Annotated in this window: 26 protein-coding genes and 2 tRNA genes; 8 read left to right on the top strand and 20 right to left on the bottom strand. The window is 70.2% G+C overall.

The genetic code is table 11. From position 1 onward, the window contains the following. Positions 1-11: 11 nt before the first annotated feature. From SPHPHY_RS0101545 to SPHPHY_RS0101460, 18 genes are all read right to left on the bottom strand, one after another. Positions 12-572 (bottom strand): hypothetical protein, encoded by a 561-nt coding sequence (locus tag SPHPHY_RS0101545; RefSeq protein WP_022684956.1) that lies wholly within the window; start codon positions 570-572, stop codon positions 12-14. Further along, entirely contained in the window at positions 565-759 is a 195-nt protein-coding gene (locus SPHPHY_RS0101540) for a phage tail assembly chaperone (RefSeq protein ID WP_022684955.1), read from the bottom strand. The genes SPHPHY_RS0101545 and SPHPHY_RS0101540 overlap by 8 nt, the downstream gene beginning before the upstream one ends. Next, a complete protein-coding gene (locus tag SPHPHY_RS0101535; RefSeq protein ID WP_022684954.1) occupies positions 756-1,070 on the bottom strand; it encodes a gene transfer agent family protein in 315 nt (104 codons plus the stop codon). The genes SPHPHY_RS0101540 and SPHPHY_RS0101535 overlap by 4 nt, the downstream gene beginning before the upstream one ends. Then, a complete protein-coding gene (locus SPHPHY_RS0101530; RefSeq protein WP_022684953.1) occupies positions 1,067-1,474 on the bottom strand; it encodes a phage major tail protein, TP901-1 family in 408 nt (135 codons plus the stop codon). Before SPHPHY_RS0101530 ends, SPHPHY_RS0101535 begins: the two co-directional genes overlap by 4 nt. 1 nt (position 1,475) lies before the next feature. Further along, positions 1,476-1,865 (bottom strand): tail completion protein gp17, encoded by a 390-nt coding sequence (gene gp17 / locus SPHPHY_RS0101525; protein ID WP_196802095.1) that lies wholly within the window; start codon positions 1,863-1,865, stop codon positions 1,476-1,478. Further along, a complete protein-coding gene (locus SPHPHY_RS21645) occupies positions 1,862-2,038 on the bottom strand; it encodes a hypothetical protein (protein ID WP_022684951.1) in 177 nt (58 codons plus the stop codon). Before SPHPHY_RS21645 ends, gp17 begins: the two co-directional genes overlap by 4 nt. Next, positions 2,035-2,547 carry a hypothetical protein gene (locus SPHPHY_RS18825; RefSeq protein ID WP_022684950.1) on the bottom strand — a complete coding sequence of 171 codons (513 nt, stop codon included), beginning with the start codon at positions 2,545-2,547 and terminating at the stop codon, positions 2,035-2,037. The genes SPHPHY_RS21645 and SPHPHY_RS18825 overlap by 4 nt, the downstream gene beginning before the upstream one ends. 222 nt (positions 2,548-2,769) lie before the next feature. Continuing rightward, positions 2,770-3,774, bottom strand: a complete 1,005-nt coding sequence (locus SPHPHY_RS0101510; protein ID WP_022684949.1) for a phage major capsid protein — start codon at positions 3,772-3,774, stop codon at positions 2,770-2,772. A 45-nt stretch (positions 3,775-3,819) separates the two neighbouring features. Continuing rightward, entirely contained in the window at positions 3,820-4,188 is a 369-nt protein-coding gene (locus tag SPHPHY_RS0101505) for an HK97 family phage prohead protease (protein WP_022684948.1), read from the bottom strand. Next, complete coding sequence (locus tag SPHPHY_RS0101500; RefSeq protein ID WP_022684947.1) at positions 4,185-4,526, bottom strand: DUF6127 family protein; 342 nt, start codon at positions 4,524-4,526, stop codon at positions 4,185-4,187. Before SPHPHY_RS0101500 ends, SPHPHY_RS0101505 begins: the two co-directional genes overlap by 4 nt. Further along, entirely contained in the window at positions 4,523-5,602 is a 1,080-nt protein-coding gene (locus SPHPHY_RS0101495) for a phage portal protein (protein ID WP_022684946.1), read from the bottom strand. Before SPHPHY_RS0101495 ends, SPHPHY_RS0101500 begins: the two co-directional genes overlap by 4 nt. 145 nt (positions 5,603-5,747) lie before the next feature. Beyond that, positions 5,748-7,055, bottom strand: a complete 1,308-nt coding sequence (locus SPHPHY_RS0101490; protein ID WP_022684945.1) for a DNA-packaging protein — start codon at positions 7,053-7,055, stop codon at positions 5,748-5,750. Further along, complete coding sequence (locus SPHPHY_RS20795) at positions 7,052-7,513, bottom strand: hypothetical protein (RefSeq protein WP_156024958.1); 462 nt, start codon at positions 7,511-7,513, stop codon at positions 7,052-7,054. Before SPHPHY_RS20795 ends, SPHPHY_RS0101490 begins: the two co-directional genes overlap by 4 nt. A 147-nt stretch (positions 7,514-7,660) precedes the next feature. After that, positions 7,661-8,077, bottom strand: a complete 417-nt coding sequence (locus SPHPHY_RS0101480; RefSeq protein ID WP_022684943.1) for a hypothetical protein — start codon at positions 8,075-8,077, stop codon at positions 7,661-7,663. A 118-nt stretch (positions 8,078-8,195) separates the two neighbouring features. Next, positions 8,196-8,269: transfer RNA gene (locus tag SPHPHY_RS0101475), tRNA-Gly, on the bottom strand. Between the two features lie 172 nt (positions 8,270-8,441). Beyond that, positions 8,442-8,585: a hypothetical protein gene (locus tag SPHPHY_RS21640; protein ID WP_022684942.1), complete on the bottom strand. Its 144-nt coding sequence runs from the start codon at positions 8,583-8,585 to the stop codon at positions 8,442-8,444. A gap of 1,114 nt (positions 8,586-9,699) precedes the next feature. Beyond that, positions 9,700-11,370, bottom strand: coding sequence for a DEAD/DEAH box helicase (locus tag SPHPHY_RS0101465; RefSeq protein ID WP_022684941.1), 1,671 nt, complete (start codon positions 11,368-11,370; stop codon positions 9,700-9,702). Positions 11,371-11,482: 112 nt separating this feature from the next. Then, on the bottom strand, positions 11,483-11,953 hold the full coding sequence (locus tag SPHPHY_RS0101460; protein ID WP_022684940.1) for a hypothetical protein: 471 nt from the start codon (positions 11,951-11,953) through the stop codon (positions 11,483-11,485). 82 nt (positions 11,954-12,035) lie between these two features. Here SPHPHY_RS0101460 and SPHPHY_RS0101455 point away from each other — a divergent pair, with 82 nt between their 5' ends. The 3 genes from SPHPHY_RS0101455 to SPHPHY_RS0101445 all read left to right on the top strand — a co-directional run bounded on the left by SPHPHY_RS0101455 (position 12,036) and on the right by SPHPHY_RS0101445 (position 14,921). Then, positions 12,036-13,496, top strand: coding sequence for an FAD-binding oxidoreductase (locus SPHPHY_RS0101455; protein WP_022684939.1), 1,461 nt, complete (start codon positions 12,036-12,038; stop codon positions 13,494-13,496). Between the two features lie 83 nt (positions 13,497-13,579). Continuing rightward, complete coding sequence (locus tag SPHPHY_RS0101450; RefSeq protein WP_022684938.1) at positions 13,580-14,347, top strand: SapC family protein; 768 nt, start codon at positions 13,580-13,582, stop codon at positions 14,345-14,347. A 25-nt stretch (positions 14,348-14,372) separates the two neighbouring features. Further along, positions 14,373-14,921 (top strand): cytochrome b, encoded by a 549-nt coding sequence (locus SPHPHY_RS0101445; RefSeq protein WP_022684937.1) that lies wholly within the window; start codon positions 14,373-14,375, stop codon positions 14,919-14,921. A 277-nt stretch (positions 14,922-15,198) separates the two neighbouring features. Here the strand turns inward: SPHPHY_RS0101445 and SPHPHY_RS18815 are convergent, their stop codons facing one another. Further along, entirely contained in the window at positions 15,199-16,062 is an 864-nt protein-coding gene (locus tag SPHPHY_RS18815) for an N-formylglutamate amidohydrolase (RefSeq protein WP_022684936.1), read from the bottom strand. A 132-nt stretch (positions 16,063-16,194) separates the two neighbouring features. On the opposite strand from SPHPHY_RS18815, the gene cpdR reads away from it, so the two are divergent. The 5 genes from cpdR to SPHPHY_RS0101415 all read left to right on the top strand — a co-directional run bounded on the left by cpdR (position 16,195) and on the right by SPHPHY_RS0101415 (position 20,125). After that, complete coding sequence (gene cpdR, locus SPHPHY_RS0101435; RefSeq protein ID WP_028056356.1) at positions 16,195-16,572, top strand: cell cycle two-component system response regulator CpdR; 378 nt, start codon at positions 16,195-16,197, stop codon at positions 16,570-16,572. A 74-nt stretch (positions 16,573-16,646) separates the two neighbouring features. After that, positions 16,647-16,721 (top strand) — tRNA-Val (locus SPHPHY_RS0101430). A gap of 15 nt (positions 16,722-16,736) precedes the next feature. Further along, a complete protein-coding gene (locus SPHPHY_RS0101425) occupies positions 16,737-18,056 on the top strand; it encodes an acyltransferase family protein (protein WP_081645190.1) in 1,320 nt (439 codons plus the stop codon). Between the two features lie 126 nt (positions 18,057-18,182). Beyond that, the gene (locus SPHPHY_RS0101420) at positions 18,183-19,184 is read left to right on the top strand and encodes a threonine aldolase family protein (RefSeq protein ID WP_022684933.1); all 1,002 of its coding nucleotides are present in this window, start codon (positions 18,183-18,185) and stop codon (positions 19,182-19,184) included. Then, a complete protein-coding gene (locus SPHPHY_RS0101415) occupies positions 19,184-20,125 on the top strand; it encodes a DMT family transporter (RefSeq protein ID WP_022684932.1) in 942 nt (313 codons plus the stop codon). The genes SPHPHY_RS0101420 and SPHPHY_RS0101415 overlap by 1 nt, the downstream gene beginning before the upstream one ends. Here the strand turns inward: SPHPHY_RS0101415 and SPHPHY_RS0101410 are convergent. Continuing rightward, complete coding sequence (locus SPHPHY_RS0101410; protein ID WP_028056355.1) at positions 20,035-20,856, bottom strand: epimerase; 822 nt, start codon at positions 20,854-20,856, stop codon at positions 20,035-20,037. The genes SPHPHY_RS0101415 and SPHPHY_RS0101410 overlap by 91 nt on opposite strands. Between the last annotated feature and the right edge of the window lie 19 nt (positions 20,857-20,875).

Here is a 20,875-nt window from a genome sequence, read left to right as displayed (position 1 = left end):
GCTGCATCCCCTCACCCGGCTTCGGTCAGCGCGGCACGCACCGCGCGCGCCACCTGTCGGCTCGACCGCGCCATCGCCTCGGGCGCCGCGCCGCCGCCGGCGTTGATCGTGATCGCCACCCGCACGTCGCGTGCGCCCCCGCTGCCCGCCACCGCCACCTGCCCGCTGCTGGTCGGCACGAACACTTCCGGCCCGCGCTCGCCGACCAGATAGGCGCGTCCGGGGCTCACCGGCCCGCCGGTCGCGCGGCCCGGCAACCCCAGCAGCCCGGTCAGCACGCCGCCCAGGCCGCCCGCTGACCCGCCGCCTCCCAGTACGCTGCCGATCCCGGCCTTCAGCGCCGCCGCCGCGATGTCCGCCATCACGCCGAGCGCGACCGCACGCAGGTCGTCGAACCCCAGTTTGCCCGTCCGCACCGCCCGCGCCAGCGCGGTCTCCACCGCGCGGCCGGCACGATCCGCGCCGCTGGCGAACGGTCCTTCAAGGACGTTACGCATCGCCGCCACGTCGCGCGCGAACCCGCTGGTGTCGGCGCGCACGCCGATCACCAGTCGATCAATTTCCTCATCCATCCGGAAAGGCCTCCTGCAATGCCATGATCGCCTGTGCGTCTGGCGGCGCCGCACCCTCGGGCACGCACGCACGCACCAGCGCCGCCAGTTCGTCGGGCGTCGCGCGCCAGAAATCGTCCGGTCGCCACCCGAACATCACGCCCGCCAGCCCGGCCAGCCGCCGCGCCTCCTCGGCGAACGTCGTCATCGCCCCGCCAGGATCTGCCGCAGCAGCACCTTCAGCGCGGGCGTCGCCGCACCCAGCCCGGCCTCGACCACCGCCTCGCCCAGCCGCTCGCGCGTCAGCGCGTCCGGCGCGCCGTGCCGGCAATGCCAGAACAGCCCCACCAGCTCGGCCAGCCCCAGCCGCCCGTCCGCCGCGCGCTCGACCACCCCGAACAGCGGCCCCAATTCCTGCTCCGCCGCCACGAGTGCCGCGAACGTCGGGCGCAGCACGAGCATTTCACCCGCGATCCGCAATGCCGCCTCGCCGCGCGCGGGATTGGCTGCCGGGTTCATGCGCTCACCACCTGGCCGGAACTCTCCAGCGCGACCGTGTAGCTGCGCTCGCCGTTGTAATCCCCGGCATAGTCCAGCCGCGTGACCAGGAACCGCCCGGTCATCATCTCCCCGCTCTCGAAGGTCAGCCGGTAATCGTCGAGCGTGCCCGCCAGCGCACTCGCCTTCACGCGCGCCTCCGCCGCCGATCCCGTGAACACCCCCGCCGCAGCGACGCTCACCGACCTTACGCCTGCGCCCGACAGCAATTCGCGCCACCCGCCCGAATCCTTGCTGGTCACCCCCACCGCCTCGCCGTTGACGCTCAGCTGCGTCGTGCGCAGCCCCGCCACCGTCCGATACGCCACCGGGCTGGCGCCATCGCCGACCTTCAGCAGGAACGCACTGCCCTTTTCCGCCGCCATCTCAATCCTCCGCCATGATCCGTATCCGCACGTCGACCAGCGCCGACCAGCGTCCCACACCCTCGTTTACGAGCACGCTGCGCACCGGCACCGCCGTCACCACCCGCCATCCCGCGACCGACGGAAGCGACAGCAGCGCCGTTTCCGCCGCGGCGGCCAGCGCCACCGCGCGCGCGCCACTCTCGCCTGCGTCGCGCACCGCCACGCCGATGCGCAATTCGCCCCCGGCGCGGTCCTTCGTCCCCCAGTCGCTTGCGCCCCAGTCGCGCAACGTCAGGAACGGCACGGTCCCCTTCGCCGCCGCTCCCTCGAACACGCGCGTCACCGCCACCTGCGTACGCAGCCGCGCCAGCACCGCCGCCCGCACCGCCCCGCTCCCGGCGCTGGTCACTGCCGCCACCACGTCAGCCGCGGATCGTCGACCCACCGCCGCGCCAGCCCGCGCGCGCTGACCTCCACCGCATCGTCGCGCTCCTCGACGTCGGCATCCGGCAGCAGGTCACGCAGCCGCGCCGCCAGTCGCGCGCGCGCCCGCGCCAGCCCGCGCTCCACCGCGCGCCTCATGCGTGCACCGGTCGCGCGAGCCGCACGGTGCGGAACGGCCGCCACAATGCGCTCACCGCTGCCGGCACCGGCGCGCTGCCGGCGCGATCGGTGAACAGATGCGCCGCCAGCATCGCCACGCCCTGTCGCAACGGGGCGGGCAAGGCAGCCCAGCCGCTCGCCAGCCCGGCGGTGAACGTCACCCGCATCACGCCGACGCCCTTCACCCAGCCGACGCCGTCCGCATCGATATCGACCGCGATCCCGTCCCCCGCGATGGCGCGCACCGGGACCACCGGCAATGCGCGCCAGCCCGGCGACGCCGCCATGTCCACCACCACCTCGCGCACGATCAGCACGCGCCCGGTAAACTGCTCCGCCAGCCCCAGCGCCGCTTCGACGAACGCGATCGCCAGCGCGTCGTCGTCCACCGTCGCCGCACGCAGTTCCGCGCGCACCGCCGCCAACGCCAGTGCCCGATCCGCAGCACCCAGCGTCACCGCGCCGGGCTCCCCCGTCACGAATGTCATGTCGTTCCTGTCCTTCCGTCATCCCGGAGAAGGCCGGGGTTCCTCTGCGCCCGCGCTGTCGCGACCCGTCATCGCGAGCGAAGCGACGCGACCCAGGGCCGCGCACGGCGAAGCTGCGACCGTCGCGCTCCGCCACCGGCAACGCCGTCAGACGGAGGACGGCGCTGCCGCCCTCCGCTGCCCGGCCTCGCCGGTCCTGCGATCGCTCGTGCGATCGCGGGCTCAGCCGGCGGCGAACTTCAGCAGCTTGATCGCCTCGCTGTTCGAAACGCACCCGCCGACGCGCTTGGTCGCGTAGAAGGTCACGAACGGCTTGTTGCTATACGGATCGCGCAGCACGCTGGTCTCGGTGCGCTCCGCGATCAGATAGCCCATGCGGAAGTTGCCGAAGGCCACGGCGTTGCTGCCCGCGGCCACGTCCGGCATGTCCTCGGCTTCGACCACCGGATAACCGAGCAGCGTCGCGGGCTGTCCGGAGACGAGGCTCGGCTGCCACAGGAATTGCCCGTCGCTGGTCTTGAACTTGCGGATGCGTGCCGCCGTCGCCGCGTTCATCACGAAGGTCGCGCCCTGGCGGTAGGGCGCACGCAACGCCTGCACCAGGTCGATCAGCCGCTCCGCGCCGTTCGCGCCGAAGTCGCCCGCCGTCCCGGTCGGCAGGTGCTGCAACGTCCCGAACGCGCGCGTCGCGTCGTTCGTCGCCGCGGTCGGCGACTGCATGAAGCCGCGCGGGCGATTGACGCCGTTGCCGTTCACGAACGCCTGCCCTTCGGCCTTGGCGAATTCCGCCGCGATCTCGCCGGCCAGCCACGCCTCGACGTCGAACAACGCGTCGTCGAGCATCGCCTGGCTCGCGGACGGGTTGGCATACAGCTCGCCCATCGGCGGCGCGATCTCGACGAACGTCGGCGTTCCCGACATCGGCCGCGCATCGGTCTCCGCCGCCCAGCCCGACGGCGTGCCGCCGGTCGTCACCAGCTTGCGATATCCCGCCGATCCGACCTGCACGACGTTCGCGATGCCGCGGATCGGGCTGGCGTTCTTCAACACCGCATCGATCTGCGCATCGATCTCGCGCGGGATCGCAAAGCCGCCCTGGTCGCCGGTCGTACCGGTGAAGGCCTTCAGCTCGATCGTCGTTCCCGACCGCACGAAGCCGTCGAACGCCCCGCCACCCTGCACGCGCGCGCCATCCAGCACCGGGCGCGCCACCACCGTATCGTTCATGCTCTTCTCCGTGGAATGGGGTTCCCCGCGAACCCGTGTGAAAACTCAAAGGCCGACGATCCGCTCGATGCGCGCCGCCGGCTGCATCGGCACCGTCACCAGGCTGATCTCGACCAGTTCGGCACGCCGGATCGTGCGCCACGCGCCCTGCTCGACGACGTGCGCGCGGTACCCGACCGACAATCCCGGCAGCGCCCGCGCCCGCACCAGCCGCGCGACCGCCGCATCGTCGATGCGCGCCTCGACCCGCAGGCCGCGCGCATCCTCCGCCAGCGACAGCACCACGCCGACCGGTGCGCCGCGATGCTGCATCAGCAGCGGCACGATCGCGGCGTCTGCGAAGGCACCGCGCCGCATCACGTCGCCGGCGCGGTCGACGCGGTCGAACACCGCCGCATAGCCGACGATCCTCACTTGGCCGCTCCGTGCTTCAGCACTTCGTCGAACCCCAGCCGCATCGCGATCCCGGCGAGCAGCAGCGCCAGCACGACGCGCACCACCCACGCCGCCAGCGCGCGCCAGGCCGAGCGTTTGGCGTCGCGCCACGCCCGCACCAGCTCGCGCAGTTCCGCCACGTCGCCGGCCGCGCCTTCGTCCGCCAATCCCAGCCGCCGCAGCGCGCGCAGCGCGCCCAACTCGCCCGCCTCCTCGGCGATCGCGCGCAGCGTCGCGATGTCGGCGCCCTCGCCGCGTCCCTGCGCCAGCAATTGCGCCAGCACGCTTCCGCCAGCCGCGTTCCCGGCGCCGCTCACTGCCAGTCGACCATCTGCCGCTTTTCCTCCGGCGAGATGAAGTCGGCCCCTCCCACCATCCGCCACAGCCGCTCGCGGTCCTCGCTCAGCGCCGGCACCCGGTCGAGATCGACCTGCAACCGCGCATCCGGGAACGCCTCCGCCAGCCCGTCGCGCAGCGCCGACAGGATCGTCCCCGCCAGCGGCAGCACCGTCAGCCGCCACAGCGCCTTGTTCGCCTCCTTGTAATTGGCGTACGTGCTGTCGCCCGGCAGCCCCAGCAGCATCGGCGGCACCCCGAAGCCCAGCGCGATCTCGCGTGCCGCCGCCGCCTTGGTGCCGGCGAAGTCCATGTCGGCCGGGGTCAGGCTCATCGCCTGCCACTTGAGGCCGCCTTCCAGCAGCATCGGGCGCCCGGCATTGCCGGCCCCCGCGAACCCCTGCTCCATTTCCTCGCGCAGCCGCCGGAACTGTTCGGGGCTCAGCACCGATCCGTCGCCCGCGTCATAGACCAGCGCGCCGGACGGCCGCGCGGCGTTGTCGAGCAGCGCCTTGCTCCACGCGCTCGCCGCATTGTGGATCGCGATCGCCGCCGATGCAGCACCCAGGCACCCCAGCCCATAATGGTCGTCGACCGGGTTGAAGCGCCGCACATGGATCACGCTTCCCGGATCGAGCCGCGTCGTGCGGACCCCGACGCGGTACAGATACGCCCCCGGCCAGCCGTCCGCACCCAGCTCGACCGACACCCGCTCGGGCCGCAGCGCGAACAGTTCCGCCACCGTCCCCTCGCCGTCGCGCAGCACCTGCACGAAGGCGTTCCCGTGCAGCAGCACCTGCGCCGTCGTCGCCTCCAGCAACCCGCGTCCCGCCACCAACGCGCGCAGCCGCTCGTCCCCGACGTCCAGCGGCGCGCCCTCGACGCCCTCCGCCACCAGCCGCACCGCGCGCTGTGCGATCGCGTTGCCGCAATAGCCGGCGCGGACCTGCGCCTCATAACCCTGCGGCCATCCGCCCACCGCGCGCGCCACCCCCGCGCCACGCCCCAGCGCCGGACGCGCGACCGCGCGCCCGGATTTCCATCCGAACCATGCCATGTTCGTTCTCCGAAAATGTGGTGCGCCCCACCGGGCGCCGAAAACCCGCTCGTCCGTCGTGGCGAGCGCAGCGCAGCGATCCAGCGCCGTGATCCAGCGCCGAACCGCGCCCGCCGGCGGCGCCGCTACCCCGCGGCCCGCAACCTCACATCGATCGCACCCGCACCTCGCCCTGCCGGTCGAGCATCAGCGCGGTCAGCGCCCAGACGCACGCATCCGCGCGATCCGGGGAGCGCCCGGGGCCCTCATAGCCACCCCCGGCGACCAACCCGGCCAGCTCGTCCTCCAGCGCCGGGAACGCCCGCGCGTGCCACACCCGTCCCCGCTCGTAGAGCGCGGCCACCGGCTCCGCGCGCGCCGCCTTTCCGCGCGTCGCGTGAACCAGCCGGATCGGCAGCGTCGCCTGCGCCGCGCGCAGCACCTGCTCCACCATTGCGCCGCCCTGGTTCGCTTCCGCTACCACGCGCTCCGCCGAGACACGCGCCGCGCAGGCCGCGACGGCATGCGCCCAGCGTTCCGGGCTCGCCCCGGTCACGCTCGCATCCTCGATGACATAACCATGCCCGTCGCGCCCCACCCCGGCCGCGACGATCCCGCACGCATCGCCGCCGATGCCGGCCGGCGGGTCGACGCCCACCACCACGCGCAGCAGTTCCGGCACCTGCGCGGTGCGCTGCCGCTCGATCAGCGCACGCGGCCACAGCGCGCCCGCCACGTCCTCGATCAGCTCGCCGTCCAGCTCCTGCCGCCCCAGCCGTGTCCCGCCGTAGCTGGCCTCCATCGCCGCCACGAACGCGTCCGGCAGGTACGCATTGTCGCGCGTCGTGCCGCGCGTCACCACCGTGCCCGGCGTCGCGCGCACCTGCCGCATCAGCGGCGTCGTACGCGGCGTCGTCGTCACCAGCACGCGCGGGCGCTCGCCCAGCCGCAGCCCCATCGCCAGATTGTCCCACGCCGCCGGCAACCGCCACTTCGCGAGTTCGTCGGCCCAGGCGAAATGATGTTCGGGCCCGCGCAATTTCTCCGGCGCCGCCGCCGAATAGACGATCGCGCGCGCACCGTTGCCGAACCGCACCTCGCCACTGGTCGGCCGCCACACCGCGGCATCGGCGGCGCGCGAAACTGCCAACACGCCGCTCGGGCCCTCCACCATCACGCGGCGCGCATCCTCGATCGTCGCACCGACCAGCGCGATCCGCGCTTCCGGTACCGCCTCCGCCATCGCGCGCACCCATTCCGCGCCCGCCCGCGTCTTCCCGAAGCCGCGCCCGGCCTGCAACAGCCACACGCGCCAGTCGCCCGGCGGCGGCAATTGCCCGGCATGCGCCCACAGCTCCCACGCCTGCTCGATCTCGCCCATCGCGGCGGGGCTCAGCCGCGCCACCAGCCGTTCGCGGTCCGCCAGCTCCAGCTGCGCCAGAGACCGCAGCGCGCGTTTGGCCACCGCGCTCATCCGAGGTCCTTGGCGGGCGGCCGCTTGGAAAGCGCCTGCAACCGCCGCAGCAATTCGCGCTCGGCCCGCGCGCGCGCGTTCGCTTTTTCCGCCGCGGTCCGCTTCGGCGTCGCCTCGCCGTCGCCGGCGCTGCGACGCCGCTCCAGCAGCAGGATCGCGGCGGCGACGTCCAGCTTCGTGTCCGCCTCCCCCAGCACCTGCCGGACCAGCGCCGTCTCCAGCCGCTCGTACCCGTCGTCCAGCGCCGCCCGCCACGCCGCCGCGAAACGTGCGCTACGCCGCCGCAGCGCGTGCGCGGCTCGCGCCGTCTTGCCCGCCGTCGCCGCCGCCAGCGCCACGTCGCCGGAAATCGCCAGCTGGTCGAAGAACATGTTGCGATGCTCCCGCGTCCACCGCGCCGAAGGCTTCGCCGCCCGCTGCGACACCACACCCGACGCCTGCGCGTCGGTTTCCGTCACCCCATCGCTTCCGTGCATCCCGCCGCCCCCGCCCGCCGCGCCCCAAACGCAATCGGGCCAGCGCGACCGGGGCACCCGCCCCGAGCCGCCCGGCCCGATTCACACCATCTCGATGTTCACCTTTTGTACGCAAACAGCGTCGCGCTGTCAAGTGTGTTCCGGGGGGTCCTCCGCCATCGGAAGCAGCCCGTCGCCATGGGTGCGTCGCGGTGTCCGGCGCATCTTCAGGGCGCGACTGTATAGCGGGCGCGGTGGAGCGGTCCCGGTCACGGCGCGATAATCGATGGCATAGTCTGCCGCCACCTCCGCCGCCGATTTCTCGACATCGAAACGGGCGATCGCCAACACGAGCAGCTCGACCAGGATCGTCGTCACCCCCACGTATTTGCGCTGCGCGGGACTGAGTTCGGGACCGGTGAGCAAGACGCCGAGGACGGCGAAGATCATGCCATGGAAGACCAGCATGGCATCCTTGAATTGCGTCCAGATGCTGTCGATCCGCTGGCGATGCTGCGCCTCGATCTGCAGAAGCGCCAGCAGATCGTCTCTCCGCTCCTTGTTCACCGATCCATTCTCCCTGCCACCGGCCACACCTGATCGCGGCGAGTGACCACTATAGAAGAATGCCGCACCTGCCCGGCCGGGCCATCGCAGACCATTCCGCGTCGATGTCGTGAGAAAATGGAGCGGGTAACGGGAATCGAACCCGTGTATTCAGCTTGGAAGGCTGCTGTACTACCATTGTACTATACCCGCAAACCCGCAGAAAACCTGGGTTTTCGTGCCGAGCCACAGGATTGTCGCGCAACCCTGTTTTGCAGTCCGGAGCGATAGCGTAGCGGCAAAGAACGGTCAATCGCCAGTGCGGCACTGCACTGCCGCACCAACCCCCGGCCAACACGATCGCCACCGCCCGACGGACGGCATGTCAGCCGAACACGGAGCCCGCCGCTTCCCAGCCGACGCGCACCATGAAGCCCACGCCAGCGGCTGTGGCACTGACGGCGACAGCGATCGCGGCCACGTAGGTGATCAGCGATCCGGCCCCGATATTCTGATGATCGATGTTCATGAAACTCTCCCCTTGTCCGGGGAAATTGCCTCATCCCACCGCACCGATAAATCGATCCAGCGCAAGCGTCGGAAATTCTTCTCGCGCATGATCATGGCGCAAATCCCGCAAACGAAAGCCTTTGCGTCGATCCTCGCACCGGGTTGCAAGGGGTCCGGCCGCGAGCCAGTGAACAGCCACGCGCAGCGATACCTGAGAGGCGCCCGGCACGCCCCCGGAACGCGCCTCGGCTCAGCCCTCCTTTGCTTATTTCGACAAACTGGCTGACGCCGGCACGAAGTTCATCGGACACCTAGGGCAACGGACGGTCGACCCCCGCCGGACGTTGCACGGGACGTAGGGCCATCGTTCCGGCGCAGCAGTTTCCGACATGGGCGGAGTTCCTGACCCTATTGTCCTGGAAGAAACCGGGCAGAGCGACACTCGAGCTGGCTACGCAGTCGATCGGCGTGGCGCCGCTGCATTCCGCGACCCTGCCCAGCCGCCCCAATTTACATACTCATCCAGCGTACGAAGGTGCTCGAGCGAGCGCACGCGGTCGGGGCCATCGTGAGGCGTCATCGATGGAGCGACGCCAGCACTTAACCGGCGACTACATGGCGATCATCGGATCGCCAGAGCGTTTTCCGATCAGGCTGGATCATCGGCACGGCGGCGATTTCGGGCCGGGGCGAGGCGCGAGGAAGGCGCGATGCCGCAGCATCGTGACCGACGAGCAACGCTGCTCCGGATCGAAAGCGCCCCGCCGCGCATGCGGTCGCCCGCAGGGCGATGACGGTGGTTCAACCTGGCCGGAAAACGCTCTGGCCCACCCACATGCTTGTGGTCGCCGCCGCTGGCATAGCCGTTCCCTGCGTCGCCAGGGCCGGCCGGACGCATCGGCGCGAGCTTGAGACGACATCGGACGGGGACGCGTAGATGCGCCCGCATCAAGAACGCGACCGAAGAGGCGGCAGTGCTGTTTCGCAGCGACGCTGGCGAGGAGTCACGCATCTCCGCAGCTTGGAGGTCTGCTACAGGATCCATCCGCCATACCCGCATACGGGTGCTCTGCGACGGAGCCGTCGCCGGTCGAAGCGCAACCGAGGCACAGCCGCGCCCCGGCGTCACCGTCTCACGCGGTCAGCCGCACCTTCAGGAAGTCCGGGATCGGCCCGTTCCAGCTACCGTCGTCAACCATGGCCACGGGCGCCGGAGCATCCGCGCGCATCGCGTCCCGCACCGGCGCGTCCTCACGCGGCCGACGGGTCCGCTCACGCCGTGGCTGCTCCTCACCCCCCCGCTCGACCCGCTCACGCCGCGGCTGTTCCTCGGCCACCCGCTCCGCCCGCTCGCGACGCGGCTGCTCGTCCGCCACCCGCTCCGCCCGCTCGCGACGCGGCTGCTCGTCCGCCACACGCTCCGCCCGCTCACGCCGCGGCTGTTCGTCCGCCACACGCTCCGCACGCTCACGCCGCGGCTGTTCGTCCGCCACACGCTCCGCACGCTCACGCCGCGGCTGTTCGTCCGCCACACGCTCGGCACGCGCACGGCGCGGCGGCGATGCCGGCGCCTCGTCGCGAACCGGCGCTTCCGCGCCGCGCTCGCGCCGCTTCTCGCCGCGCGCTTCGCCACGCCGCGCCCGCTCGCGCGGCGGCGGCGCCACCTCGTCCGCCACCGGCTCGGGCAGCGCGTCGATCCGCGGGATTTTCTGCCCGGTCAGTTTCTCGATATTCTCGATGTTCTCGACGTCGTCAGGTCCGACGAACGTATAGGCGATGCCGGTCGCCCCGCCGCGTCCGGTACGCCCGATGCGGTGGACGTAATCGTCGGGATGCCATGGTGCGTCATAGTTGAAGACGTGGCTCACGCCCTTCACGTCCAGCCCGCGCGCCGCGACGTCGCTGGCGACCAGGATGTCGACCTCGCCGCGCTTGAACTTCTCCAGTTCCGCCACCCGCGCCGGCTGGTCCATGTCGCCATGGATCTCGCCACTGGAGATGCCGTGTTCCTTCAGGCTCTTGTTCAGCTCGCGCACGGTGGTCTTGCGGTTGCAGAAGACGATCGCGTTGCGCACGTCCTCGCGCGCCAGCAGCGTGCGCAGCATCTTGCGCTTCTCGAACGACGCCCCCTTCACCGGCACCACCCACTGCGTGATGTTGGTGTTGGTGGTGGCGGGGCGCGCGACCTCGATCGTCTTGGGATTGGTCAGGAAGCGGTCGGCGAGCTTCTTGATCGGCGCGGGCATCGTCGCGGAGAACAGCAGCGTCTGGCGTTGCGCGGGCAACTTGGTGCAGATTTCCTCGATGTCGGGGATGAATCCCATGTCGAGCATCCGGTCCGCCTCGTCGATCACCAGCATCGAGCAACCGGTCAGCAGGATCTTGCCGCGCCCGAACAGGTCCATCAGCCGGCCCGGCGTCGCGATCAGCACGTCGACGCCCTTTTCCAGCGCCTTCACCTGATCGCCCATCTGCACGCCGCCGATCAGCAGCGCCATCGATAGCTTGTGGTACTTGCCGTAGATCTCGAAGTTCTCGGCCACCTGCGCGGCCAGTTCGCGGGTCGGCTCCAGAATCAGGCTGCGCGGCATGCGCGCGCGGCTGCGGCCCTGCGCCAGGATGTCGATCATCGGCAGCACGAAACTGGCGGTCTTGCCCGTGCCCGTCTGTGCGACGCCGATGATGTCGCGCATCATCAGCACCGGCGGGATCGCGCTCGCCTGGATCGGGGTCGGCTCGGTATAGCCGGTGTCCCCGACGGCGCGGAGTAGTTCGTCAGAAAGGCCGAGGTCGGCGAAGCTCATGCGGATGTCCGGGCTGTCGGGCGGCGCGGCGTGGCGGTTCCCATCACCCCCCGCGCTTCCCGATCCGTTGCGCAAAGTCAAGGAATTTGCGCCCTGGCGCGCCCTTTCGGGGCTATTTCCCGACCTTGCGCGGCACCAGCGTGCGGAACCGCGTCACCGCGCAATAGGCGCCCGATCGCGAGCGGATGCCGTCGCGCCGCGCGCACAGCTGCCCGTCGGCGGTCGGCTTCAGGTAGAAGCCGCGGTAGAAATCCAGCGTCGGGCAATCGTCGTCCAGCTTCGCGCGCAACCGCCGCGTCCCGCCGACGACCAGGTCGACCTCCCCCTCGCGCTCTACGGACGCGCCGGTCAGCGCCGCCATCGCCACGCATTCCGGCCCTTTTTTCTCGTCCCAGCGCACGGTCGGCTTTGCGGGCGCCCGGCCGCGCACCGGTGCGGGCGAGACACGGGGCACGCGGATGATGAGCCGTTCGTGGATCGTCAGCTGCGCATATTCGACGCCGTCCAGCTGCGGCGGGCTTGCCGACAACACGAGTGGCGCCGCCAATGCAAGCAGCAGGACAGGCAAAGCGCGCAAGGTCATGTCAGGGGCTGAGCACTGCCCATCAACGGTTGAACACGCCATGAATTGGACGCACATCGCGGTCCAGCCAAGAGAAATCGCCATGACCGCTCCCGATCACCATCCCGCCGTCGCGCGCCTCGCCGCCCGGCTCGCCGCCGCGCTCCCGGCCAAGGCGCTCGTCACCGATCCGGACGTGATCGCGCCGGCGCTCACCGACTGGCGCCGCCGCTTCCACGGCGCCGCGACGCTGCTGCTCGCGCCCGCGACCGTCGCGGAGGTACAGGCGATCGTCGCCGCGGCGCGCGCCGAGCGCGTGCCGCTGGTGCCGCAGGGCGGCAACAGCTCGATGGTCGGCGGCGCGACCCCGCCCGCCGACGGCCGTGCCGCGATCCTGTCGCTGCGCCGCCTGAACCGCCTCCGCCATCTCGATCCCGCCGCCGGGCTGGCGGTCGCCGAGGCCGGCGTGATCCTCGCCGACCTCCATACCGCCGCGCTGGCGCACGGCCGCCGCTTCCCGCTGTCGCTCGGCGCGAAAGGCGTGGCGACGGTCGGCGGGCTCGTGTCCACCAACGCGGGCGGCACGCAGGTGCTGCGCTTCGGCACGATGCGCGCGCTCGTCGCCGGCGTGGAGGCGGTGCTCCCCGATGGATCGCTGTACGACGGTCTCTCTGCGCTGAAGAAGGACAATCGTGGCTACGACCTCGACCAGCTGCTGATCGGCGCGGAGGGCACGCTGGGCATCGTCACCGCCGCGACGCTGCGGCTCGTGCCCGCCGTCGCGGCGCGCTGCGTCGCCTGGGTCGGACTCGGCTCGCCGGATGCCGCGTTGACGCTGTTGCGCCGTTTCCAGCACGCCACACCCGCATTGGAGAGCTTCGAGCTGCTCCCCGCCGAGTCGCTCGCGGCGGTGCTGGCGCACATTCCAGGCACCCGCGCACCGCTTGCCGGCGACCACCCGTGGCATGTCCTGCTCGAGGTGACGGACGAGGTACCCGGCGCGGATTCTGCCACGCTGGTCGAGCGCGTCCTTGCCACCGCGCTCGCCGATGAGGTCGCCGCCGATGCCACGCTCGCCGCCAGCGAGGCGCAAGCCGCGGCGTTCTGGCGCATCCGCGAATCAATCTCCGATGCCGAGCGCGCCACAGGTCCCGCCGCGCAGCACGACATCTCGGTCCCCGTCGAGGCGATGCCGCGCTTCATGGTCGAGGCGGCCGCCGCCTGCGACGCGCGCTTCCCCGGCACCCGCGCCTCTGGGTTCGGGCATCTCGGCGACGGGAACGTCCATTTCCACGTCCGCGCCGCGCCCGGCACCGATCCGGCATTGTGGTATGCCGAACAGGTGCCGACCGTCTCCGCCTTCGTGCACGACCTCGTCGTCGCGGCCGGCGGATCGATCTCCGCCGAGCACGGCATCGGCCAGATGAAGCGCCACGAACTCGAACGGCTCGGCCCGCCCGCGCGTGTCTGGGCGCTGCGCGCGATCAAGCGCGCGTTTGATCCCGACGAGCTGTTCAACCCCGGCAAGCTCGTCACGCTTGCGCCGGACGCCCCCACGCAATAGCACCTGCGGCTGTCCGGGGGGGCGGCAGGACGCGACGCCCCCGCGCGCCATCGAACACGACACCGTCCGTTCTGGAGATACCCATGGCCAGCGCGCCGCAACTTCCGCTTTTCTACAATGGCCTCGAACCGCTTTCGAGCGAGGTTCACGCGAACTACAAGGTCAAGTCGTCCGACACCGCGCCGTTCCTGGTCGGGCAGCACGCGATCCCCGTCACGGTCGAGGAATTCCCGCTGATCCAGCGGCACATGCCGATCGTCTTCTCCTCCGGCGAGGATGCGATCCCCATCGCGCTGATGGGCCTGAACGAGGGCGTGAACGTGTTCATGTCGGACGAAGGCCGGCTGATCGACGAGAACGTGTACGTGCCCGCCTATGTGCGCCGCTACCCGTACATGCTGGCGCGGCTGCGCCCCGATGCCGACGAGCTGTCGCTGTGCTTCGACCCGTCGTCGCCGACGATCGGCGCCTTCGATGAGGGCGATGCGCTGTTCACCGATGGCCAGCCGTCGGAGCTGACGCAGAACATCCTCAAGTTCAACGAGAACTTCGAACAGGCGGCCGCGCGCACCAGCCAGTTCATGAAGGAGGTCAAGGAGCTGGACCTGCTGATGGAGGGCGAGGTTACCATCCAGCAGGACGGCGTCGAGCAGCCGTTCGTGTACCGTGGCTTCCAGATGATCGACGAGAAGAAGCTGTCGGAGCTGCGCGGCGACCAGCTGCGCAAGATCTCGCAGTCGGGCATGCTGCCGCTGCTGTACGCGCACCTGTTCTCGCTGGCGCTGATGCGGGATATCTTTGCGCGGCAGGTGAAGCTCGGCAAGATGCCGCAGCCGCAGCTCAACGCCTGATCCCGGCCCAGCCCGGGGAATCGTGATGGCCACCCGCCTGCATGTGACGCAGCGTTACTCCGGGGTGGCCATCGCCTTCCACTGGACGATCGCCCTGCTCGTGATCGTCAACCTGATCGTCGGGATCGGCCATGACGCCATCCCGGCGCTTCGGGCGTGGATGCCAGGACACAAGGCGATCGGTATCACCGTCTTCGCCCTCACGGCGCTCCGCGTCACGTGGCGCGTCATGCACCGTCCGCCGCCACTACCCGCCTTCACCCCGGCGTGGGAACGCGGCATCGCGCACGCCACGCACTGGGCGCTCTACGCGTTGTTGCTGGTGATGCCGCTGTCGGGCTGGGCGATGGTGTCGGGGCCGGAGGGTCGCCGACCGCTGACATGGTTCGGCCTTGCCGATCTGCCCTACCTTCCCGTCTCCGGCGCCACCGCCGGCGCGGGGCACGAAGCGCACGAGCTGCTCGGCTGGCTGATGCTGGCGCTGGTCGTCCTGCACATCGCCGCAGCGCTGCGCCATCACCTTATCCTCCGGGATTCGGTCCTGCTGCGCATGCTTCCTCGCGGCATGCGCTGATCCGCTCGTCGCCTGCCCCGCACAAGGACAAACCTGCGAAGTATCGCGCTACGCCAGATACATAGCGCAAATTCGCTATGTCGCACCGCGCACCGCTCCACTCACCTCGCCGCATCGGGCCAACCTTTTACAGCCGGGCCCTTGCAACCAAAAACGGTTTTCCTAAGTTATGGGGGTACGGCGCTCGTGTCCCCCCTTTCGCGAGCCCGTATGACACGCTTCGGCGTGTCTCCTCCCTGAACCTAGGCCACCGGGTGCACGCACCCGGTGGTTTTTTTCATTCCGCGGCGTCGGCCAGCGGGGATGCGAGTGGTGGTGCCACCGCGCCGTCAGCCAGCGCCTGCTCGGTCAGCGTATCGATCACCTCACGCAGCAACCGCACCACGGCCACCGCCCCCGCGCCGGGCTGGTCGAGCCTTCGGTCGAGATACAGCGCGCGGTCGATCTCCAGCTGGATCGCATGCACGCCGTTGTGCGGCGCGGCGTGCCGCTCCAGTATATGCCCGCCGGCATAGGGCGTGTTCAGCGCGTGGTGCAGGCCGGCGCGTCCCAGCGCCTCCTCGATACGCGCCACGAAGCGGCCCGCCGCCGCCCGCCCGAAACGGTCACCGATCACCAGCCGCGCCCGCCCGCCCGCGATCGGCGGCATCGAGTGCACGTCCAGCAGCACCGCGCAGCCGAATCGCGCGCGCGCCGCCGCCAGTACTCCCGCCAGCGTGTCGTGATAGGGGCGATGATCGGCCGCGATCCGCGCCTCCACCTCCTGTGCGCTCAGCCGACATCGCCACAGCTCGCCCGCCGCCGCGGTTCGCCGCGGCACCAGCCCAATGCCGGCCCGCACCTTCGCCGAGGCGGCGCTCGCCCGGCACGCGCCATCGTCCAGCAGCGGATCGCGCTCGTGTTCGGCGCGGTTCAGATCGATCCACGCCCGCGGCCGGGTCTGGAGCAGCAGCGTCTCGCGCCCGCGCGCCGCCAGCGCGATCGCATCGACGTGCCGGTCCTCGAGCGCCGCCAGGCTGGCCAGCGGCGCGCGCAACGCCATGCGCAATTCCGGCGGATAGTCGCGACCCGCATGCGGCACCGACAGCACCACCGGGCTTTCCGGCTCAGGGTCGCCGATCATGCGGAAAGAGCGCGTCATTCCGGGACACCCTATGGAAGCTGGCGCACCATCGCAACGTGTCGTCGTACCCGGCGCGTTCACCATCTCCGCTGGTGGAAAAATCAACGCGCCTCGCGCATATAAGGGTCGAACGGGAGTTTGGTGATCGCGATGATACGGATTCTGCTGGCCGAAGACGATGCCGTGATGCGCGAATACCTCGCCCGCGCGCTGGAGCGATCGGGATATCACGTCACTTCGGTCGATCGCGGCACTGCCGCGCTGCCGCTGCTCGAGGCGGAACGCTTCGATCTGTTGCTGACCGACATCGTCATGCCAGAGATGGACGGGATCGAACTGGCGCAGAAGGCGCAGGAGATCGCGCCGGGAATGCGCGTGATGTTCATCACCGGTTTTGCCGCGGTGACGCTCAAGGCCGGCAACGCGATGCCGCAGGCGCGTGTCCTGTCGAAGCCGTTCCACCTGCGCGATCTGGTGCTGGAGGTCGATCGCCTGTTCGAAACCGGCACCGCCAACGAGCTCATTTGAGCGCGTCCCGAAGAAAAGCGTAAAAACGCGCTTGCGCCGTCCGGGCCCACCGGTTAGAGGCGCCACCCTACGGAGGGCGTGTAGCTCAGTGGTAGAGCACTGTGTTGACATCGCAGGGGTCGCAAGTTCAATCCTTGCCACGCCCACCATCTAAAAAGCCCTGGATGTCCTTGGACTTCCGGGGCTTTTTTGATATGCGGCGCGCCGACCCGATGCGGTCGCAAGCCGGGCCACTCCCTGGGCGGGCCGGTGCTGCGATCGCCAGGCTCGACTCCCGCCGCAGGCCATTTTGCCAACCCGGTGCGCGGCCTTTCACCGGCGTCGGCAGGAAGATTGCCCCCGGCGGTGATGTGGCCCCAGGAGCCGATGTCCGGAGAATCATGGGAAAAATTGCGTCTGTCCAGATGGTACGCGCGGCGGCGGCGATCGCCGTGGTGGCGAACCACGTCTGCTCGGACGCACCCGTCGGTGGCGGCATACGATGGCTGTTCCAGATCTATCCGCTGGCAGAAATCGGCGTCCACGTCTTCTTCGCCATCAGTGGCATGCTCATGATCCTCACCCTGCGGGAGGGCGGGAGCAAGCGGCACCGATCCGGCGACTTCCTGCTGCGCCGCGTCGAGCGCATCTATCCCACCTATCTCTTCTGGCTGGCCATGCTGTTGCTGACCGCCGTCGCGGCGCGGATGGCTGGCACCGGATATCTCGACTTCGTTCTCAGGGACGCGGTACCGTCGTTGCTTATCAAGAATATCCTGCTGATGCCGGGCCTGCCTGACGAGACGCACTACCGGATGCTCATTCCGCAGGCATGGACGCTGGTGTACGAGATGTACTTCTACCTCGTCTTCGCGCTCTGCCTGGCGATCGTTCCGCCGCGTCGGCTGCTCCTCGCCCTGATCGTCGCGATCGCCCTGCCGCTCGTCGTTGCGCGGCTGTTCTTCCCGACGCCGGACCGGCTTGGCTGGGTCAACCTGGCGTACATGGTCGCAGACCCGTTGATCCTGATGTTCCTCATGGGGGCGGCGTTCGGCGCCTGGTGGAAGGCCGGCACGACGATCCGCATCGTCGCGCCCGGATCGCTCCCGCACGCGGCCATCATGGTCGTCGCCCTCGTCGTCGCCGTCGTGGTCTCCGGTCACAACATGGCGGAGGTACTCGTCCGGATGCTCGCGGCGATGGCGCTGCTGGTCGCCGCCGCCTATTATCCGGTGAAGGAAGGACCTGTGGCGCGCTGGGGCGAGTTCTTCGGCGCGGCGTCGTACAGCATCTACCTGGCGCACGTGATGCTGACCTACATGTCCTACAAACCCCATCGGATTCTGCCGCTGCCCGCGTGGACCATCGACACGGCGTTGACCGTGCTTGCGGTCGCCCTCGGCTGCCTTTCCTATCGCTGGTTCGAACAGCCGGTGCAGTCGGCATTCACCCAGATCCGGCGCCGCCGCCGCGCCCGCCTTGCGCATCACGTCCTGAGCGACTGATTAGCCCCAGAACACTGGCGGCGATCGCAGCGTGCGAGCACCGGGCTGAGCAAGGCACACGCTTCTGCGCACCGCGCGTCGCCGCGCGATATTGACCCGCCCGGCCGGCTGTCCGAAGGCACTGTCATGCGCTTCTTCTCCGACAACGCCGCCCCCGTCCATCCCGCCGTGCTGCGCGCGCTCGCCGCCGCCGACACGCTCGACACCGCTTACGACGGCGATCGCTGGTCGAAGGCGCTCGACGAGCGCTTCTCGGCGCTGTTCGAGACGGCGGTGCGCGTGCTGTGGGTGCCCAGCGGCACCGCCGCCAATTGCCTCGCGCTCGCCGCGCTTTGCCCGCCGCACGGCGCAGTGCTCTGCCACCGCGAGGCGCATATCCAGAACGACGAATGCGGCGCGCCGGAATTCTTCACCCACGGCGCCAAGCTGCTGCTGGCCGAGGGCGATGGCGCGAAGCTGACCCCCGCCACCGCCGCCGCGGTCCTGGATCGTCAACGCTACGACGTCCATCAACAGCGCCCGCATGCGCTGTCGATCACCAACGCCACCGAATACGGCCGCGTCTATTCGCCGGCCGAGGTCGCCGCGCTGGGTGCACTCGCCAAGGAGCGGCAGCTGGGGTTCCACATCGACGGCGCCCGTTTCGCCAACGCGGTCGTCGCGACCGGCGCCTCGCCAGCCGACCTGACGTGGCGCGGCGGCGCCGACGCGCTCAGCTTCGGCTTCGTCAAGAACGGCGGCATGAACGCCGAGGCACTGGTCTTCTTCGACCGCGATCTCGCCGACGCCACGCTCTACCGCCGCAAGCGTGCCGGGCACCTGCTGTCGAAGGGACGCTATCTCGCCGCGCAATTGCTGGCCATGCTCGACGACGACGTCTGGCTGGACTGCGCGCGCAGCGCCAACGCCGGCGCCGCACTGCTCGCACGCGCCGCGGGCGACCGTCTGCTGCACCCGGTCGACGCCAACGAGGTGTTCCTGCGCGTCACCGCGCAGGAGGCCGCCTCGCTGCGCGCCGCCGGCTTCGACTTCTACGATTGGGGCGCGGGCGAGGCGCGGCTGGTGGTCAGCTGGAATCAGCGGGCCGAGGACATCCAGCCGCTTGCCGACGCGATCGCGGACCTTTGATGCCGCCTGCCGATCCGCCCAACAGCACCCGCGCCGCGGTGCTGGTGCCGTTCGCGCTGGTGGTGCTGATCTGGGGATCGACCTGGATCGTGATCCGCGACCAGCTCGCCGGCGGTGCGGTGGCGGTGCCGGCCAGCTGGTCGGTCAGCTATCGCTTCCTCGTCGCCGGCATCACGCTGGCGGCGGTCGCCGGGTGGCAGCGCGCGCCCGGCACCCGCGCGCTGTTCGCGCAACCCGGCTTCTGGCGATTCGCCGCGACGCTCGGGCTGCTGCAGTTCGTGCTGAACTTCAACTTCGTCTACCGTGCCGAGGAACATATCACCTCCGGGCTGGTCGCGGTGATCTTCGCGCTGCTGCTCGTGCCCAACGCGCTGTTCGCGCGCATCTTCCTGGGTCAGCGGCTCGGGCGGCAGTTGCTGGTCGGCTCGACGGTCGCGATGAGCGGCGTCGCATTGCTGTTCATCAACGAGGCACGCAACGATCCCGGCGGCCCCGCCGAATCGCTGACCGGCATCGCCTTCACGCTCTGCGCGATCCTGTCCGCGTCCAGCGCCAACGTCATGCAGGCGACGAAAACCGCGGCGCGCTACCCGATGATCCCGACGCTCGCCACCGCGATGCTGATCGGCGCCGCGCTCGACGCGGCCTGGGCGTGGGCGACCACCGGCGCGCCGGTCTTCGATGCGCGCCCCGCTTACGTCGCGGGCGTGCTCTATCTCGGGATCGTCGCCTCCGCGCTCGCCTTCACGCTCTATTTCCGCATCATCCGCACGATCGGCCCCGCCAAGGCGGCCTATAACGGCGTGATCGTGCCGGTGATCGCGATGCTGCTGTCGACGCTGTTCGAGAACTATCGCTGGACGCCGCTTGCCGGCGGCGGCGCAGCGCTCGCCGCGGTCGGACTGGTCATCGCACTCAAGGCGCGCAGGCCGGCGCGGTAATCGGGGTAGCGCAGCCGCCATCCCAGCACGCGCTTCGCCTTGCCGTTCGCCACACGACGGTTCTCGGCATGGAAACCGCGCGCCGCCGCCGACAATTGCTCGACCGGTATCACGGGCGGCGGCGGCAGCCCCAGCAACGCCGCGGCATAGGCGACCACCTCGTCCTGCGCCGCCGGCACGTCGTCGGCGAGGTTATACGCACCCGGCGGCGCGGAGAAGCCTGCCACCACGCCGCTCGCGAGATCGGCAACATGGATGCGGCTGAATACCTGCCCCGCCGCGCCGGTGCGGTGTGCTTCGCCGCGCGCCACGCGTTCCAGCGGCGAGCGTCCCGGGCCATAGATTCCCGGCAAGCGGAACACGCCCGCCCCTGTCGCCAGCCACGCCGCATCCGCGGCGTTGCGCAAGGGGCGACGCCCACGATCCGCCGCGGCACGCTCGTCCACCCACGCACCCGCCGCGTCGCCATAGACGCCGGTCGAGGAAAGATAACCGAGCCACCGTCCACCAAGCACGTCGCCGTACAGGCGCAGCACCGGATCGCCGTCGTCGTCGGGTGGCACCGACGACAGCACGTGCGTGCTTGCCGCCAGTCCGCTGCGCACACCCGCCTCGTCGTCGAAACGAAGCGTGCCGTCGCGTCCGTCGCGCGTGGTCGCCAGCAACGGTGCCCCCGCCGCATCGGCGATGGCGCGCGCCGCATAACCCAGCCCGAACACGAAAAGCCGCACCGTCACCCCTTCGAAAGCC

Origin of the sequence: Sphingomonas phyllosphaerae 5.2, from assembly GCF_000419605.1 — a bacterium.
Classification (GTDB): Bacteria; Pseudomonadota; Alphaproteobacteria; order Sphingomonadales; family Sphingomonadaceae; genus Sphingomonas; species Sphingomonas phyllosphaerae_B.
The sequence above is the reverse complement of the archived record's forward strand: the minus strand, read 5'-3'. Positions and strand labels throughout refer to the sequence as shown.

Coding starts and splice junctions, on each gene's coding strand:
- SPHPHY_RS0101490 (WP_022684945.1), bottom strand. CDS start 7,055: ATGAGCGCGGTGGCCAAACGCGCGCTGCGGTCTCTGGCGCAGCTGGAG.
- SPHPHY_RS18825 (WP_022684950.1), bottom strand. CDS start 2,547: ATGACATTCGTGACGGGGGAGCCCGGCGCGGTGACGCTGGGTGCTGCG.
- SPHPHY_RS21645 (WP_022684951.1), bottom strand. CDS start 2,038: ATGAGGCGCGCGGTGGAGCGCGGGCTGGCGCGGGCGCGCGCGCGACTG.
- SPHPHY_RS0101415 (WP_022684932.1), top strand. CDS start 19,184: ATGCCGCCTGCCGATCCGCCCAACAGCACCCGCGCCGCGGTGCTGGTG.
- SPHPHY_RS0101465 (WP_022684941.1), bottom strand. CDS start 11,370: ATGAGCTTCGCCGACCTCGGCCTTTCTGACGAACTACTCCGCGCCGTC.
- SPHPHY_RS0101450 (WP_022684938.1), top strand. CDS start 13,580: ATGGCCAGCGCGCCGCAACTTCCGCTTTTCTACAATGGCCTCGAACCG.
- SPHPHY_RS0101495 (WP_022684946.1), bottom strand. CDS start 5,602: ATGGCATGGTTCGGATGGAAATCCGGGCGCGCGGTCGCGCGTCCGGCG.
- SPHPHY_RS0101530 (WP_022684953.1), bottom strand. CDS start 1,474: ATGGCGGCGGAAAAGGGCAGTGCGTTCCTGCTGAAGGTCGGCGATGGC.
- SPHPHY_RS0101445 (WP_022684937.1), top strand. CDS start 14,373: ATGGCCACCCGCCTGCATGTGACGCAGCGTTACTCCGGGGTGGCCATC.
- SPHPHY_RS0101535 (WP_022684954.1), bottom strand. CDS start 1,070: ATGAACCCGGCAGCCAATCCCGCGCGCGGCGAGGCGGCATTGCGGATC.
- SPHPHY_RS0101420 (WP_022684933.1), top strand. CDS start 18,183: ATGCGCTTCTTCTCCGACAACGCCGCCCCCGTCCATCCCGCCGTGCTG.
- SPHPHY_RS0101425 (WP_081645190.1), top strand. CDS start 16,737: ATGTCCTTGGACTTCCGGGGCTTTTTTGATATGCGGCGCGCCGACCCG.
- SPHPHY_RS18815 (WP_022684936.1), bottom strand. CDS start 16,062: ATGACGCGCTCTTTCCGCATGATCGGCGACCCTGAGCCGGAAAGCCCG.
- SPHPHY_RS0101510 (WP_022684949.1), bottom strand. CDS start 3,774: ATGAACGATACGGTGGTGGCGCGCCCGGTGCTGGATGGCGCGCGCGTG.
- SPHPHY_RS0101460 (WP_022684940.1), bottom strand. CDS start 11,953: ATGACCTTGCGCGCTTTGCCTGTCCTGCTGCTTGCATTGGCGGCGCCA.
- cpdR (WP_028056356.1), top strand. CDS start 16,195: ATGATACGGATTCTGCTGGCCGAAGACGATGCCGTGATGCGCGAATAC.
- SPHPHY_RS0101540 (WP_022684955.1), bottom strand. CDS start 759: ATGACGACGTTCGCCGAGGAGGCGCGGCGGCTGGCCGGGCTGGCGGGC.
- SPHPHY_RS0101545 (WP_022684956.1), bottom strand. CDS start 572: ATGGATGAGGAAATTGATCGACTGGTGATCGGCGTGCGCGCCGACACC.
- SPHPHY_RS0101455 (WP_022684939.1), top strand. CDS start 12,036: ATGACCGCTCCCGATCACCATCCCGCCGTCGCGCGCCTCGCCGCCCGG.
- SPHPHY_RS21640 (WP_022684942.1), bottom strand. CDS start 8,585: ATGAACATCGATCATCAGAATATCGGGGCCGGATCGCTGATCACCTAC.